The organism is Luteibacter sp. PvP120, assembly GCF_054055715.1.
On sequence record NZ_JBSRXP010000008.1, the window covers coordinates 51,562 to 66,371 of the forward strand.

Below are 14,810 nucleotides of genomic sequence, written 5' to 3' on the forward strand. Positions count from 1 at the left end.
ATGCGCCGCATCGGACACAACCCGATGCTCCAAACCCAAAAAGGCTCCCATGCTCCCCGACATCACCGAATCCCGCGCCGCCTGCCATTGCGGCACCGTCCGCTTCACGGTGAAACTCACCGACGGCCTGCGCACCGCGCGCCGCTGCAACTGTTCCTACTGCCGCATGCGCGGCGCCGTGGTCGTCTCCGCCAACCTCGACGGCATCACCATCGAACAGGGCGAGGACGCGTTGAGCGTCTACCAGTTCAACACCGGCACGGCCAAGCACTTCTTCTGCTCCAAGTGCGGCATCTACACCTTCCACCAGCGCCGGTCGAACACCACCCAGTACGGCATCAACGTCGCCTGCCTGGAAGGTATCAGCCCCTTCGACTTCGAGGATGTCCCCGTGCTGGACGGCGTCAACCATCCCGCCGACCACGGCCGGAAAACCGGCGAGCCCATCGCCCACCTCCGCTACATCCCCACCGTGTAGGAGCGGACGATGTCCGCGATCGCCCCTCCTGCATAATCCTCGGTAGGAGCGGACGATGTCCGCGATCCCCGCCAATCACATCGTCAGAAGAAGCGCCATGACCGAAACCATCTTTTCAAAAATCATCCGCCGCGAGATCCCCGCCGACGTCGTTTACGAAGACGACGACGTGCTGGCCTTCCGCGACCTCAACCCGCAGGCGCCGGTGCATGTGCTCTTCATCCCGAAGCGCGCCATCGCCACGCTGGACGATGCGACACCCGACGACGCGACTGTCCTCGGCAAGCTGTTGCTCGCCGCCGCGGCCTACGCGCGCGAACAGGGTTTCTCGAAGGACGGCTATCGCACCGTGATCAACACGAACGGGCACGGTGGGCAGACGGTGTTCCACATCCATGTGCACCTGCTGGCCGGGCGCCAGATGCAGTGGCCGCCGGGCTGAATCAGCCGACGGACTGCCGGCTGCCGAACGCGTGCGCCAGCGTGCCGCGATCGACGAACTCCAGTTCGCCGCCCAACGGCACGCCGTGGGCCAGACGCGTGGCACGGATGCCGGCGGCACGGGCCAGTTGGCCGATGTAATGCGCGGTCGCCTCGCCTTCCACGGTGGGGTTGGTGGCGATGATCATTTCCTCGATCTCGCCCTCGCCCAGCCGCTCCACCAGCAACGGCAGGCCGAGTTCGTCCGGACCCAGGCCGTCGAGGGGCGACAGGCGCCCCAGCAACACGAAGTAATGGCCCCGGAAGCCCGTCGCCTGTTCGATGGCGGCCAGATCGGACGGCGACTCCACGATGCACAGCACGTGCTTGTCGCGCGTGGGACTGGCGCACACGGAGCACACCGGCGTCTCGCTGAAGTTGCGGCAGCGCGTGCAGTTGCCCACGTCGCGCATGGCCGATTCCAGCGCCGAGGCCAGGCGCAGGCCGCCCTGCCGCTCGCGTTCGAGCAGATGGAAGGCCATGCGCTGGGCGCTCTTGGCGCCGACGCCCGGCAGGCAACGCAGGGCGTCGATCAGTTCGCCCAGCAGGCGGGACCCGTTACTCATCGCCGAAGGCCGATCAGAACGGCATCTTGAAGCCGGGGGGCAGGTTCAGCCCCGCGGTAACGCCGCCCAGCCGGTTGCGGCTGAGTTCGGCGATCTTGTTGACCGCGTCGTTGATGGCCGCAGCCACCAGGTCCTCGGCCATTTCCGGATCGTCGGCGAACGACTGCCGATCGATGTGCACCGCGCGCACTTCGTGGCCACCGCTCATGGTGACCGTGACCAACCCACCGCCGGCGGAACCGGTGACTTCCGTCTTGGCGAGTTCGTCCTGCGCACGCTTCATTTCATCCTGCATGCGCTGGGCTTGCTGCATCAGCTGACCGATTTGACCTTTCACGTTCCTGGCTCCACGGGTTTGATCGATTGGGGAATGACGCGCGCGTCGAAGTCGCGCTTGAGCGCCTGTACGAAGGGATCGGATTCCATCGAGGCCTCGGCGCGGGCCTGGGCATCGGTGGCGGCCTGCGCCCGGCGCTCCGCCGGGGTGCCGAGGTTGCCGCGATCGGCCACGAAGCGGAAGCGAATGCGCCGGCCCAGGGCCTGCGAGACTTTTTCTTCCATCTGGCTGGTCAACGGCTCGACGGCCAGGTGCATGTGCTGCGGCTGCAATGCGAGGACCATGCTCTCGCCGTCCACCTCGCGCAGCGAACAGTTCTGCGCCAGCTGCCCAATGGGACCGCGCAGGTGGGCGCGCTCCACCACCTCGTGCCAGTCCGGCAGGCCATCCGCACCGAGGGTGATGGGACGCGGCGGCTCAGCTGGCTCAGGCGTGGGCGGCGGCGCGGAATGACCGGCAGCGCGGGCGGGCTCCGGTGCGGCGGGTGCGGCGGGCCGCGGGGCTGCCGGAACCGCCGGTGCCGATGCCGATGCCGGACGCGCCGGCGGGGCTGAATGCGAGGTCGCGGCAGCACGCGACGGAGCAGACGCCTGCGTCGGCGCAACAGGCTGCGGTGCGTGACCTGCCGCGGCCCCCGGTGCGGGCGCCCGTGGCGCGGCGGCGCCGGCGGCCGTACGCGCCGGCGAACCCGAGACAGGCTGCCCGCCTTCGGCCGGCCGGAACGCGAACATGCGCAGCAGCGCCATCTCGAAGCCGATGCGTGCATCCGGCGCCATCGGCAGCTCACGACGGCCGGTGGTGGCGACCTGGTAGTAGAGCTGGACGTCCTCGGGCGCGATGCGCGCGGCGAGGTCGGCCAGGCCGGCGTCGCTTTCTTCCTCGCGGTACCCGGGCACCAGCTGGATCAGCTGGATACGGTGCAGCACCGTGGCGAAGTCGTCGAGCACGCCGGCGAAGTCCGGCGAGAACGAGGCGATGCGCTCGGCCTCGCCCATCAGGGTGGCACCGTCACCGGCGGCCAGCGCCTCGAGCACGCCCAGCACCTGGCCACGCTCGACGCTGCCGAGCATGGCGCGCACGTCGTCGGCGCGCACGGCGCCTCCGCCATAGGCGATAGCCTGGTCGAGCAGCGAGAGCCCGTCGCGCAACGAACCGTCCGCGCCGTGCGCGAGTTCGCCGATGGCGTCTTCTTCGTACTCGATGCCTTCGGCGCCGAGGATGTGGCGCATCTGCCCGGAGATCTGGTCCGGCAGCAGCCGCTTGAGGTTGAACTTCAGGCAGCGCGACAGCACCGTGACCGGCAGCTTCTGCGGGTCGGTGGTAGCGAGCAGGAACTTCACGTGCGGCGGCGGTTCTTCCAGCGTCTTCAGCAGCGCGTTGAACGCCGGCTTGGACAGCATGTGCACCTCATCCACCAGGTACACCTTGAAACGACCACGCGAGGGGGCGTACTGCGCGTTCTCGATCACTTCGCGTACGTCGTCCACGCCGGTGTTGCTGGCCGCATCGATCTCCAGCAGGTCGACGAAGCGGCCGGCGTCCACCGCGGTGCAGACCGAGCAGACGCCGCAGGGATCGGCCGATTCGCCACGCTCGCAGTTGAGCGACTTGGCGAAGATGCGGGCGATGGTGGTCTTGCCGACGCCGCGGGTGCCGGTGAAGAGGTAGGCATGGTGCATGCGGCCGGAGTCGAGCGCGTTGGTCAGCGCCCGGACCACATGCTCCTGGCCCACGAGTTCAGCGAACTTGCGGGGGCGCCACTTGCGTGCGAGGACCTGATAGGACATGCGTAGTACCTTGGGGCGACAGTGGATTGTGCCAAGGACACGCGTCGGGCGCACCCCAGCCCCGAAAAGGCGATGACCCTGCCAGCCACACCCCGGCGCCCGAGTCATCCGCTACCGTTGCTTCCTTCCGGACCTGGCGGAGTTTACGGACTATCGTCGCGGGGGGACCGACAGGGTCACCATAAGACTTACATTTGGCGGAGAGAGCGGGATTCGAACCCGCGATACCTTATTAGGGTATACACACTTTCCAGGCGTGCTCCTTCAACCACTCGGACACCTCTCCACACCGGTACATCCTCTTCCCCGGCATCCTGTCCGGCAAAGAAGCGGAAGGATAACGTTCCCGCCGCGGCGGGGCAAGTCTCAGCCGGCCGTGGGGTGGGGTGGCTCGGGCTGCGGCAGGGGCAGGCGTTCGCCGGGATGGGCGATACGGTAGCCCCGCGCGACCAGCACCTCGCCGTCGGCGGCGCTGCCGTAGTGGTAGAGCGCCATGCGCGAGCGGGCTTCGCCGGAGTATTCGCGCTCAAGGTCGTCCACGCCGGTGTGCGAGGGGTTGCCGACGACGCCGCAGTCGTGGGCGATCAGCTCGCCGCGCATGCCGTGCAGCGCGATCGCCTCCGGCACCGGCCGGGTATCGCCGGTGTAGACCAGGCTGCCGCGCAGGGCCAGGCCGTACGAGGTGCCCTGCACGTGGTGGCGGGTGGGAAACACGTCGAACCAGTGGCCTTCGTGCCAGAAGCCGCGGGTGCACGGGATGAGGTGGAATGCATCCCAGTAGTTGACGCCGCCTTCGGCCAGGGCGCCGGGGTAGTCGGCCACCCTGCCCTGCAGCCAGGGCAACAGGGCGGCGTGCAGGTAGACCTTCGTGCGCCCGCGCAGGGCCTCGTCGAACCACAGGCGGAAGAACAGTCGCTCCATGCCGGCCACGTGGTCCATGTGCACATGGGTGATGTAGAGGGCCGCCGGTGGTGCACCGTACGCCGCCACGTAACGATCGAGCGTGTCGGGACCGCAATCGACCAGCAGCAGCGGCGCGCCGTCACGCTCCACGACCACGGCGGAGGAGCCCAGCTCGACCGCGTGGGCGGCACCGGTGCCGAGGAAATGCAGGTTCCACGTCATGCGCCCAGGCTCCTTTCGTAGTGGTCCATCAAGGCCGGCCATAGCGTGGTGTCGAAGGTGTCTCCCGCGACGTCGCGTGCGCCCAGCTTGACCAGCGAGCGCTTCAGGCGATCCAGGTTGGCATGGCGCCAGCGACGGGACACGCCGCGCAGCCGGCCCCGGTCGAAATCGATGAGGTAGAGGCCGTCGGCCCCGACGAGGATGTTGTGTGCGTTGAGATCGGCGTGCCAGGCACCCTCGCGGTGGAAGCGCGCGATCAACGCACCGACCTGGCCGGCCAGCGCCGGGGTGAAGGCGCCTTGCTGCAGCTGCTCGGCCAGGGTGGACGCCCGCGGGATGCGCAGGGTCATCAGGTCGGCCGAATAACGCATGCCCTGGCGTACGAAACGGGCCGCCAGCGGCGGCGACACGGGCAGCCCGCGACGTTGCAGTTCCACCAGCAGGCGGAACTCGCGATCGCTGCGCGTGCGTCGGCGTCCGGTAAAAAGGTAGCGGTCGCCGAGCAGACGGGCCACCATACCGCCGCGCCGGTAATGCCGCAGCACGGCTTCACCGGCGGGCGTATCGACCACCGCCACGCCGCCGCGGCCGCCGGATTGCGTGCGCAGGGCGCCGCGCTCGCGCCAGTATTCGGGCGAGAACCACCGCGCGTCGACTTGAGGTGCACGGGTCGCGTCGAACAGAATCGTACCGTCCGCGCCCTCCTCCACTCGTTGCTCTTTCATTTCATCGGCCGCCCTTGCGCAGCCACTCATCCGGTGCTCCGATCGTGTCCAGTCTAACAAGCCGTCCGCTCCCGTCGGGGGATTCCAGCCTCTGCATCCTGCGCACCTCCGCCATTGGCGATGTCACGCACGTGGTGCCGCTGGTCCGCACCCTGCAGGAAAAGGCGCCATCCACGCGGCTGACCTGGCTGGTGGGCAAGCTGGAACGACGCCTGGTGGGCGACCTGTCCGGCGTGGAATTCATCACCTTCGACAAGGGCAAGGGCCGCGAGGGCCTGCGCGAGGTAAGGCAGGCGCTGGCCGGACGCCGCTTCGACGCGCTGCTACACATGCAGGTGGCGTTGCGTTCCAACCTGCTCAGCTTGGCGGTCAGCGCGGATCGGCGGATCGGCTACGACCGCGCGCGTTCGAAGGACCTGCACGGCCTGTTCATCCGCGAACGGATTCCGGCGCGCTCGGGGCAGCACGTGCTGGATGCGCTCGGCAGCTTCGTCGAGCCGCTGGGCCTGACGCAGACCGGGGTTCGCTGGGACATCCCGGTGCCGGACGACGCCAGGGTCTGGGCCGCGGAGCAGCTTCCGGGCGACACGCCGACCCTGCTGGTCAGCCCCATGTCGAGCCACGCGCTGCGCAACTGGCGCGTGGACCGCTATGCGGCATTGATCGACCATGCCATGGCACGCGGCCTGCGCGTGGCACTGGTCGGCGGGCCGTCGGAGGGCGAGCGGGCACTGGCGGATCGCATCCTCGCGGCCACCGCCTCGGCGCCGCTGGACCTGACCGGCAAGGACACGCTGAAACGTTTCATGGCCCTGCTGGAGCGCTCGGCCATGATCCTCACGCCGGACTCCGGCCCGATGCACATGGCCAACGCGGCCGGGGTGAAGGTGCTGGGGCTGCATGCCGCCAGCAACCCGCACCGCTCCGGTCCCTATTCCGATCGCCGCTGGTGCGTCGATCGCTACGATGCCGCCGCGCGTCGTTTCCTGGGCAAGCCGGCCGCCGAGCTGGCCTGGGGAACCAAGATCGAAAAGCCCGGCGTCATGGACCTCATCGAGGTGGACGACATGCGCGAGCGCTTCGAAGCCTGCGCGGCGTTCCTGCAACTGCCGTTGCGTTAAGCGCCGGTCTGCGGCGCGCGGTAATCCTGGTACGACTTCTCTTCGACCAGCGTGGAGCCCAGCTTCATGTTGATCTCGCGCTTGATCGCGGCGCGCTCGTCGTTCTCGATGTACACCGAACGCGCCAACTGGATGAACGCATCGTCGAACGCCTGCGCGCGCTCCTTCAGGCGAATGTCGTCCTCGATCTTCCACAGGCGCTGGTTGACGGCGAGAAGGCGCGCCTGCTCGTCGGTGATGTCGGTCTCGGAGGCCTTGTCGTTTTTCCACGTCGCGTCGAGCAGTTCCAGCTCGTTGCGCACGTTGGTCAGCTTGGCATCGTCCTGGATTTCCATGAGCTTGATCTGCAGGATCGTGATCTTGTCGATCAGCTCGCCATAAGAGACGGGGGTATGGATCAGGCTCATGGGCAAATCTCCGGTCTGTCAGGCGCCGGAGGTTAACAGTTTTACGCGTTGCCGGACGCCCCATACGTGGTCAGGCCTTCCACCAGGTGATCGTAGACGGCGCGCACGCGGCGACTGCGGCGCTGGTCTTCGTGCATGACCACCCACAGCCGCAGCGGCACCTCCAGCGTCTTCGGGAACAGGCGAACCAGCCCGTTGCGTCGCGCCAGCGGCACCTGGCAGAAACCGATGCCGAAGCCGGCGCGAATGGACGCCAGCGCCGCCAGGTCGTTGTCCGTGCGCAGCGCGAAGTGTTCGCGCGCGTAGGGGACATCGGCGGGACGCAGGGCCCGGATATACGGTTTTTCCTCGTCGTAGCCGATCAGCGCATGGCTGGCGATGTCCGCGACACGACGCGGGCGCCCGGCCACGGCGAAATAATCCGCATGACCGTAAAGCCCGATGGGGATGTCGGCGACGTGCCGTGCGACCAGGGCGTCCTGTTGGGGCACGGCGCTGCGCACGGCGATGTCGGCGTCGCGGCGCAGCAGGTTTTCCGTGCGGTTGGTGGTCGACAGCTCGATGACGATGCGTGGGTGCGCGCGCCGGAAACCGGCCAGCATCGGCGGCAGCACTTCCACCCCGATCACCTCGCTGGCGGTGATGCGGACCACACCCTGCAAGGTGTCGCGGCTGGCGGAGGCCGCGCGCCGCACGGACGCCGCCGCGGACGCCATGGCTTCCGCGTGCGGCAGCAGTTCCAGCGCGGCATCGGCGGGAAGCAGCCCGTGCGGCACGCGCGAGAACAGGTCCACGCCCAGGGCGCTTTCCAGCTCCCGGATGTGCCGGCCCAGGCTGGGCTGGGTCATACCCAGCGAACGCGCGGCCGCGGAAAGGCTTCCCTCGCGCATCACGGCGAGGAAAGAACGGAAAAGATCCCAGGCGGGTTCGCGGCTGGCCATACGTAAATGTATGGCACCCATGCGCCCTTATGCAATTTACGAATACCACGACAGCGCCGAGACTCGGTCCACCCCCTGGAGATACCGCCATGACCCGATCCCATCGCACTGCCCTAGTCCTCGGCGCCACCGGCGGCATCGGCGGGGAAACCGCCCGCGCGCTGGCCGCTGCCGGCTGGACCGTCAAGGCACTGACCCGCCACGCCGGCAAGGCCGAAGACGGCGCGCTCCACTGGATCCACGGCGATGCCATGAACGCGGACGACGTCCGCCGCGCCGCGCAGGGCACGCAGGCCATCGTGCATGCCGTCAACCCGCCGGGCTACAAGGGCTGGGAGCGCGTGGTGCTGCCGATGATCGATCACACCATCGCCGCCGCGCGCGCCGTCGGCGCGCGGATCGTGCTGCCGGGCTCGGTCTACAACTACGGTCCCGACACGTACCCCCTGATCGCCGAGGACGCGCCCCAGCATCCGCCCTCACGCAAGGGCGAGATCCGCGTGGCCGTGGAGGAACGCCTGGAGGCCGCGGCGCGCGAGGGAGTACGCAGCCTGGTCCTGCGCTGCGGCGATTTCTACGGGCCGCGCAGCGGCAACAACTGGCTGGCCCAGGGCATCCTCACGCCCGGCAAGCCGCTGCGCGACATCCGCTACCCCGGCGCACCGTCACTGCGCCACACCTGGGCCTACCTGCCGGACGTCGCCGCCACGCTCGTGGCGCTGCTGGAACGCGACGCCGAACTGGATACCTTCGCGCGCTTCCACTTCGGCGGCCATGTGCTCACGGGGTACACGCTGGCCGATGCGCTGAGGCAGGCGTCGGGTCGGGGTGAGTTGCCCCTGCGCCGTTTCCCGTGGTGGATGGCGACCCTGGTCGCGCCCTTCATGGAAACCATGCGCGAGGTGCGCAAGATGCGCTACCTGTGGGACGAGGAAATCCTGCTGGACGATGCACGCCTGCGTGCCTTCCTCGCGGACGTGCCGTGCACGGCACCGGAAACGGCCTTGCGCACGACGTTGCAGGGCATGGGCCTGATCGGCCCGTCGGTCACAGCGTAACCATCCCGAACGCATCCAGCAGCAACAGCACGTTCAGCCCCAGAACGACCAACGCAGCCAGCGCCGACAGCACCACCACCAGACGGCCGTTGCGGAACGCGCCCATGACGTCGTCCCGGCTGGTGAACCAGACCAGGGCGATCATGGGGAACGGTAGCGCGATGCTCAACGCCACCTGGCTGAGCACCAGGGCGCGGGTCGCGTCCACGCCGGCCAGCACCACCGCGAAACTGGGCAGCATGGTGATCGCGCGCCGCAGCCATATCGGAATGCGGAAATCGACGAAGCCCTGCATGATCATCTGCCCCGCCATGGTCCCCACCACGGAGCTGGAAAACCCTGAGGCGATCAGGGAAACCAGGAAGATGGTGGCGGCGGCACCGCCAAGCAGCGGGATCAGGGTTTGGTAGGCGGTTTCGATCTTTGCGACGTCGGGGTGGCTGCCGTGGAACGCGCCGGCCGCCATCACCACCATGGCCAGGTTGATCAGGCCTGCCAGGGTCAGTGCCAGGATCACTTCCAGGTTCGACAACCGGATGATCCGCGTCCGCTCCGCATCGTTCCTTGGCTGCACGCGGCGCTCGGTCAGGCCCGAGTGCAGGAACAGGGCATGCGGCATCACGGTCGCGCCGATAAGGCCCACGGCGATGGCGATGGCCGCGCTGTCGGGCAGGTTCGGCACGAAGATCTGCTGCCCCAGCGCTTTCCAGCCGACGGGCGCGATGAACAGTTCCACGAGGTACGACAAACCCACCACGCCCACCAGCGCGCCGATGGTCAGCTCAAGGCGACGGTAGCCCTTGCCTTCCAGCAGCAGCAACGCGTACGTGACCACGGCGGTAATCCCCATGCCGACAAGCAACGGCATGTGGAACAGCAGGCTGAGGCCGATCGCGCCGCCCAGGAACTCGGCCAGGTCCGTAGCCATGGCGGCCAGCTCGCTCACTACCCACATGACGTAGACCAGCGGCTTGGGCAAGCGGTCGCGGCACAGCTCGGCGAGGTTGCGACCGGTCACGATGCCCAGCTTGGCCGACAGGCTCTGGAACAGCATGGCGACCAGGTTCGCTAGCAGCACCACCCACAGCAGCGCATAACCGTAGCGTGCGCCCGCCTGGATATTGGTCGCGAAGTTGCCCGGGTCGATATAGGCCACCGACACCACCATCGCGGGCCCGGCGAACGGCAGCAGCGCGGAGAGCCCGCGGCGGCGCCCCGACAGCACGTCGACCATGGCCGGGTCGCGTGGCGGTGTTTTCACTTGGTCTAGCATGCGATCGCGATCGTTCCGTCCGGACATCCCATGCCGTTATACCCCGCGGCCCGGACGGCGACCACGCGCGCCGGACCGCATCACGGCACCCAGCACGACGCCCGCGGCGAACAGGGAGCCGGCCACCGCCGCCGGAGGGATGCGGGTACGCGGGGTGCGCGAGGCGCGGGCCAGCGCCGCGGCCCGCGAGTCCTTCGGCTTGACCTCGGCAGGCGCGGCCTCGATCTCCACCGCGTGGGGGCTGGGGCGGATCGGCTTGCCACGTGCGTCGGCCACGCCGCGGGTCAGCTCGGCGCCGAGCAGCACGATGATCGACGAGTAATAGGTCCAGGTCAGCAGCACCACGAAGGCGCCGGCGGGGCCGTATGCGCCGCCCACGTCGGAATACTGGATGTACAGGCCGATGACGTACTTGCCTGCCAGGAACAGCGCCGTGGTGAGTACCGCACCGATAAGCGCCTCGCTCCAGTCAATCAGCGCATCCGGCAGCACCTTGTACATCGCGCCGAAGGCCGCCACGAACACGATCACGGAGATCCCGTATTCCACGGCGCTCCACGCCGTCGAGTCGCCGCGGATCATCGTCTGGATGATGGCGCTGACGATGAACGAGACGATCATCATGAACGCCATGCCGCCCAGCAGCGCGAAGGCCCGGCCGCGCGCGCGCAACCAAGCGCCGACGGCTTCGCCCGGCCGGGGCTTCACCCGCCAGACCCGGTCCAGCGTGCCCTGCAACTGGGCGAACACCGCCGAGGCGGCGAACAGGGTCACGCCCAGGCCGACGATGCCGGCGATGTCGCTCAGGCGCGGATGTGCTTTCGCACTGGTGATCACGCTGTCGATGGCGCCCGCGGCGCGGCTGCCGACCACGGACGACAGCGTCTGGGTCAGCTGATCGCGCCATTCCGGATGCAGCACCGAAATCACCCACATCAGCAGGAGCAGGAGGGGGGCGAACGACAAAGCGGCGTAGAACGCCAGCGCCGCCGCACGTGTCATCAACTCATCGTCGCTGAAGCCGTCCACCGCGGAAACGATGGTGCGCTTGATAGCTCCGCCGGTCATGCCCTGCCTCCTGATCGATCCAATGGCCTTGATACAGCGTGGAACATGGAGCGCACGTGATGTGAACCCGGCCCGCTGCCCCTAGAATCGCCGCATGCCGCTCAACCTGCTCATTGCCGACGATCACCCGATGTTCCGTGGCGCCCTGCTGCACGCGCTGGCCGAGCCCCTGCGGGGCGGTCGCGCGCTGGAGGCGGCCAGCCACAGCGCGATGGAGGCGGTGCTTGCCGCTGGCGAGCCGGTCGACCTGGTGCTGCTGGACCTGACCATGCCGGGGGCCATGGGCTTCTCGTCGCTGCTTTGGCTTCGCGGTGAGCATCCGGAGGTGCCTGTGCTGGTGGTGTCGTCCAACGACCATCCGCGCAACGTGCGCCGCGCGCAACAGTTCGGCGCGGCGGGTTTCGTCTCCAAATCCGCACCGGCCGAGGTGTTGCGCGCGGCGGTCGCGGAGGTGATGCAGGGGGGCACCGCCTTCGTCGGCGCACGTGCCGACCGCAGCGACGACGATGCCCGCCTGGCCGCGCGACTGGCCCGGCTCACGCCGGCGCAGTTCCGCGTGCTGATGCTGATGGCCGAGGGCCTGCTCAACAAGCAGATCGCCGCCGAGCTGGGCCTGGCGGAGAACACCGTGAAGATTCACGTGACCGCCGTGCTGTCGAAGCTGGAATGCCGCTCGCGCACGCAGGCCGCGGTGCTGGTGCGATCGCTGGATGTCGACGAAGGCGTCGACGGCTCCCACCCGGGTTAGCCGGACACCATCAGCATGCGGCTCATGACCGCGCGCAGGCGCGCCGGGGCAAGGGGTCGCGTGAGGTAACGCACACCGACCGCGGCCGCACGCTCCACATCCGCTGCCGAGGGCGCCTCCGCGATGAGCAGCGTGGGCGGCATGCCGCCCCAGCGTGCGCCGAGGGCCAGGCGCAGTGCCTCACCCGTCATGCCGTCGATCGGGTCCTCCAGCAGGAGGATCGCGGGCACCGCGTCGGTTTCCGCGTGGCGCATCGCCTCGCTCGCGCTGGCCGCGGCCGCCACCTCGCAGCCCCACGACGCCAGCAGCCGCGTCGTGGCCTGTCGTGTCACGCCGTCGGCATCCAGCAGCATGACCCGGGCACCGGCGAACGGCGATTCGTCCTCCGCGCCGGCGGCCGTCGCTGTCGTCGCGGAAGGGCCCTGCCATAACGGCACGGTGATGGAGAACACGCTGCCCTTGCCCGGACGCGAGCGTACCGCCACCGGCGCGCCCAGCAGCCGCCCGATCCGGTCGACGATCGACAGCCCCAGGCCCGCGCTGCGCCGCTCGCGGTCCACGCCGTTGTCCAGGCGCAGGAACTCGTCGAAGATCGCCCGGGTTTTCGCCTCCGGGATGCCAAGCCCCGTGTCCCAAACCTCGATGCGCACCGCGTCGCCTTGCCGGCGCGCTCCGATCAGCACGCCGCCACGCGGTGTGTAATGGATCGCGTTGGACAGGAAATTCTGCAGCACGCGGCGAAGCAGCAAGGCGTCGCTTCGCACGACGGCCCGACCGGTGACGCAGCGCAGCCGCAGGCCGTGCGATGCCGCCAGCACCCCGAACTGCTTCGCCAGGTCGGCCAGTAGCGATGCCAGCGACACGGCGGCAAAGCGCGGCTCGACCGCGCCCCCTTCCAGCCGCGACACGTCCAGCAGGCTGGCCAGCAATTCGTCCTGCGTGTCCAGGGCGCTGCGGACGCGCTCCACCAGCTCGCGCTCCGCGGCGTCGAGGCGCCCCGCCGCCAGCGCGCCGACGAACAGCCGTGCCGCATTGAGCGGCTGCAGCAGGTCGTGGACGGCGGCGGCGACGAAACGGGTCTTGGAGCGATTGGCCCGTTCCGCTTCCGCCTTGGCGTCGTGCAGGTCGCGCGTGCGCTCGTCCACCCGGCGTTCCAGGCTGGTCGCCAGCGACCGCAGTTCGCGCGCGGCGGCCTTGTACGCCGTGATGTCGGCATAACTGGTGACGAAGCCACCGTCCGGCAGCGGATTGCCGCGTATTTCCAGGGTGGTGCCGTCGGGCCGCTCGCGCTCGTACATGTGCGGGCTGCCGGCACGCAGGTAATCCAGCCGGCGGCGGATCGCCTCCTCCGGATCGCCCGGGCCCAGCAAGCCGCGCCGTGCGTTGAAACGGAACAAGTCCTCGATAGGCCGCCCCACGCGCATGTATTCCTCGGGGAACCCGAAGATCTCCCGGTAGCGCGTGTTCCACGCGACCAGCCGCAGCGACGCGTCGATCACGCTCACGCCCTGCGGCAGGTGTTCCAGGTTGCCGTCGGCGCCCTGGGTGGCCTCGTGCGCCGCGGCCACCACGCTGTCTTGCGCGGAGCGCAGCGCGGCGGCGTGATGCGCCACCATGCGCTCGAGCTCCTCGCGGCTGCGCTGGCGCAGCCGGGCCAGGCGCAGCCGCTGCTGCAGGAACAGCCCGAACAGGACGATCGGAAGCCACACCGCCAGCACCACCAGCACGGCGTCGCGCGCAGCGGTCATGGCCGGGCGGGCGTCAGCCAGCAGGTGCAGGGTCCAGCCCTGCTGAGGCAGGGCCAGGCTGGCCCAGACCACCTCGCCGTCGAGCGACGGCGAGATCACCCTGACGCGTCGCGCGTCCGCGCCTGCCTCGCCCAGGGTAACGGTGCGCATCGGCACGAGCGCGCGATCGCCGTACTGGCGGGTGGCGCGGATCGCGTCCGCATCTCGCGGAGATAATGCCTGCAGTGGCCGATACAACCACGAGGCATCGCGGTTGGTCAGGAAGACCACCCCATAACGGTCAGCCAGCAGCACGGTGTCGTCGTCGCGAGCCCAGTCGTGACGCACGTCGTCCAGGGTGATCTTCACCACGATCACACCGACATGCCGGCCCTGCTCGTCGTCGACGGCACGCGCGATGAAATAGCCGGCCACGCCCGTGGACACACCCATCGCATAAAAGGTGGCGTGCCCCTCCCGCATCGCCTCCTGGAAATACGGTCGGAACCGATAGTCCAGGCCGACGTTGCTTGTGGGGGTATCCCAGTTGTTGGCCGCGACGGCCCGGCCGTGCCGATCCAGCAACGTGAGCGTCGACGCATGCACGGCGCCGTTGGCCTGGGCAAGCTTGCGATTGAGCGCCAGGGTCGGCAGGGGCCCGCCAGTGTCCGACAGCGCCGCGCGCAGGGCCGGATCCAGCGCCAGCACGTCCGGCAGCACGGTGAACCGGTCGATCAGGCGTTGCACCGCCAGCGCGTGCAGTTCGAGACGATCCGCCGACTGGGCGGCGGTGACCGCCAGCGCGCGATGCCACGCCCACCACCCGCCCATGGCCGCGGTGCCGGCGATGACCAGCGCCAGCGCACACACGGGGAACAGGCGGACGAGGCGCACTCGGGACATGACCGCGATGGTCGCACAGCCGCGGGGAGCCTAGCCGGAATGTGCTATGGGCCGATCGGGACGCGC

Annotated in this window: 15 protein-coding genes, 1 tRNA gene and 1 other RNA gene; 5 read left to right on the forward strand and 12 right to left on the reverse strand. The window is 68.9% G+C overall.

Translation table 11 applies throughout. The features are described 5' to 3' along the window. The first annotated feature begins 49 nt into the window (after positions 1-49). The gene (locus ACVKN3_RS15680; RefSeq protein WP_354516388.1) at positions 50-478 is read left to right on the forward strand and encodes a GFA family protein; all 429 of its coding nucleotides are present in this window, start codon (positions 50-52) and stop codon (positions 476-478) included. A gap of 97 nt (positions 479-575) precedes the next feature. Next, complete coding sequence (locus ACVKN3_RS15685) at positions 576-920, forward strand: histidine triad nucleotide-binding protein (protein ID WP_354516390.1); 345 nt, start codon at positions 576-578, stop codon at positions 918-920. A 1-nt stretch (position 921) separates the two neighbouring features. Here ACVKN3_RS15685 and recR read toward each other — a convergent pair whose 3' ends face one another. From recR to ACVKN3_RS15720, 7 genes are all read right to left on the reverse strand, one after another. Further along, positions 922-1,524, reverse strand: a complete 603-nt coding sequence (gene recR, locus ACVKN3_RS15690) for a recombination mediator RecR (RefSeq protein ID WP_036142506.1) — start codon at positions 1,522-1,524, stop codon at positions 922-924. Positions 1,525-1,537: 13 nt separating this feature from the next. Beyond that, positions 1,538-1,861, reverse strand: a complete 324-nt coding sequence (locus ACVKN3_RS15695; RefSeq protein ID WP_036142510.1) for a YbaB/EbfC family nucleoid-associated protein — start codon at positions 1,859-1,861, stop codon at positions 1,538-1,540. Beyond that, entirely contained in the window at positions 1,858-3,648 is a 1,791-nt protein-coding gene (dnaX, locus tag ACVKN3_RS15700) for a DNA polymerase III subunit gamma/tau (protein WP_354516393.1), read from the reverse strand. The genes ACVKN3_RS15695 and dnaX overlap by 4 nt, the downstream gene beginning before the upstream one ends. Before the next feature lie 76 nt (positions 3,649-3,724). After that, positions 3,725-3,821, reverse strand: an RNA gene (gene ffs, locus ACVKN3_RS15705) — signal recognition particle sRNA small type. A gap of 22 nt (positions 3,822-3,843) precedes the next feature. Further along, a tRNA-Ser gene (locus tag ACVKN3_RS15710) sits at positions 3,844-3,934 on the reverse strand. A gap of 80 nt (positions 3,935-4,014) precedes the next feature. Further along, positions 4,015-4,773, reverse strand: a complete 759-nt coding sequence (locus tag ACVKN3_RS15715; RefSeq protein WP_354516395.1) for an MBL fold metallo-hydrolase — start codon at positions 4,771-4,773, stop codon at positions 4,015-4,017. After that, positions 4,770-5,498, reverse strand: coding sequence for a 3-deoxy-D-manno-octulosonic acid kinase (locus ACVKN3_RS15720; RefSeq protein ID WP_354516397.1), 729 nt, complete (start codon positions 5,496-5,498; stop codon positions 4,770-4,772). The genes ACVKN3_RS15715 and ACVKN3_RS15720 overlap by 4 nt, the downstream gene beginning before the upstream one ends. 44 nt (positions 5,499-5,542) lie before the next feature. On the opposite strand from ACVKN3_RS15720, the gene ACVKN3_RS15725 reads away from it, so the two are divergent. Then, positions 5,543-6,619, forward strand: coding sequence for a glycosyltransferase family 9 protein (locus ACVKN3_RS15725; RefSeq protein ID WP_354516399.1), 1,077 nt, complete (start codon positions 5,543-5,545; stop codon positions 6,617-6,619). Here ACVKN3_RS15725 and ACVKN3_RS15730 read toward each other — a convergent pair. Further along, complete coding sequence (locus ACVKN3_RS15730) at positions 6,616-7,026, reverse strand: DUF6165 family protein (RefSeq protein WP_036142521.1); 411 nt, start codon at positions 7,024-7,026, stop codon at positions 6,616-6,618. The genes ACVKN3_RS15725 and ACVKN3_RS15730 overlap by 4 nt on opposite strands. A gap of 41 nt (positions 7,027-7,067) precedes the next feature. Beyond that, positions 7,068-7,967 (reverse strand): LysR family transcriptional regulator, encoded by a 900-nt coding sequence (locus ACVKN3_RS15735; RefSeq protein WP_456992073.1) that lies wholly within the window; start codon positions 7,965-7,967, stop codon positions 7,068-7,070. Positions 7,968-8,056: 89 nt separating this feature from the next. On the opposite strand from ACVKN3_RS15735, the gene ACVKN3_RS15740 reads away from it, so the two are divergent. Beyond that, a complete protein-coding gene (locus ACVKN3_RS15740) occupies positions 8,057-9,025 on the forward strand; it encodes an NAD-dependent epimerase/dehydratase family protein (protein WP_354516403.1) in 969 nt (322 codons plus the stop codon). Here ACVKN3_RS15740 and ACVKN3_RS15745 read toward each other — a convergent pair. Both ACVKN3_RS15745 and ACVKN3_RS15750 read right to left on the reverse strand, forming a co-directional pair. Further along, complete coding sequence (locus ACVKN3_RS15745; RefSeq protein ID WP_354516405.1) at positions 9,015-10,298, reverse strand: Nramp family divalent metal transporter; 1,284 nt, start codon at positions 10,296-10,298, stop codon at positions 9,015-9,017. The two genes, ACVKN3_RS15740 and ACVKN3_RS15745, sit on opposite strands and share 11 nt — an antisense overlap. A gap of 36 nt (positions 10,299-10,334) precedes the next feature. Continuing rightward, on the reverse strand, positions 10,335-11,366 hold the full coding sequence (locus tag ACVKN3_RS15750) for a YihY/virulence factor BrkB family protein (protein WP_354516407.1): 1,032 nt from the start codon (positions 11,364-11,366) through the stop codon (positions 10,335-10,337). A 94-nt stretch (positions 11,367-11,460) separates the two neighbouring features. On the opposite strand from ACVKN3_RS15750, the gene ACVKN3_RS15755 reads away from it, so the two are divergent. Further along, positions 11,461-12,114: a response regulator gene (locus tag ACVKN3_RS15755; RefSeq protein WP_285400935.1), complete on the forward strand. Its 654-nt coding sequence runs from the start codon at positions 11,461-11,463 to the stop codon at positions 12,112-12,114. Here ACVKN3_RS15755 and ACVKN3_RS15760 read toward each other — a convergent pair. Continuing rightward, entirely contained in the window at positions 12,111-14,753 is a 2,643-nt protein-coding gene (locus tag ACVKN3_RS15760) for a PAS-domain containing protein (protein ID WP_456992108.1), read from the reverse strand. The two genes, ACVKN3_RS15755 and ACVKN3_RS15760, sit on opposite strands and share 4 nt — an antisense overlap. Positions 14,754-14,810 lie beyond the last annotated feature (57 nt).

Coding starts and splice junctions, on each gene's coding strand:
- ACVKN3_RS15680 (WP_354516388.1), top strand. CDS start 50: ATGCTCCCCGACATCACCGAATCCCGCGCCGCCTGCCATTGCGGCACC.
- ACVKN3_RS15720 (WP_354516397.1), bottom strand. CDS start 5,498: ATGAAAGAGCAACGAGTGGAGGAGGGCGCGGACGGTACGATTCTGTTC.
- ACVKN3_RS15745 (WP_354516405.1), bottom strand. CDS start 10,298: ATGCTAGACCAAGTGAAAACACCGCCACGCGACCCGGCCATGGTCGAC.
- recR (WP_036142506.1), bottom strand. CDS start 1,524: ATGAGTAACGGGTCCCGCCTGCTGGGCGAACTGATCGACGCCCTGCGT.
- ACVKN3_RS15715 (WP_354516395.1), bottom strand. CDS start 4,773: ATGACGTGGAACCTGCATTTCCTCGGCACCGGTGCCGCCCACGCGGTC.
- ACVKN3_RS15735 (WP_456992073.1), bottom strand. CDS start 7,967: ATGGCCAGCCGCGAACCCGCCTGGGATCTTTTCCGTTCTTTCCTCGCC.
- dnaX (WP_354516393.1), bottom strand. CDS start 3,648: ATGTCCTATCAGGTCCTCGCACGCAAGTGGCGCCCCCGCAAGTTCGCT.
- ACVKN3_RS15730 (WP_036142521.1), bottom strand. CDS start 7,026: ATGAGCCTGATCCATACCCCCGTCTCTTATGGCGAGCTGATCGACAAG.
- ACVKN3_RS15755 (WP_285400935.1), top strand. CDS start 11,461: ATGCCGCTCAACCTGCTCATTGCCGACGATCACCCGATGTTCCGTGGC.
- ACVKN3_RS15685 (WP_354516390.1), top strand. CDS start 576: ATGACCGAAACCATCTTTTCAAAAATCATCCGCCGCGAGATCCCCGCC.
- ACVKN3_RS15750 (WP_354516407.1), bottom strand. CDS start 11,366: ATGACCGGCGGAGCTATCAAGCGCACCATCGTTTCCGCGGTGGACGGC.
- ACVKN3_RS15740 (WP_354516403.1), top strand. CDS start 8,057: ATGACCCGATCCCATCGCACTGCCCTAGTCCTCGGCGCCACCGGCGGC.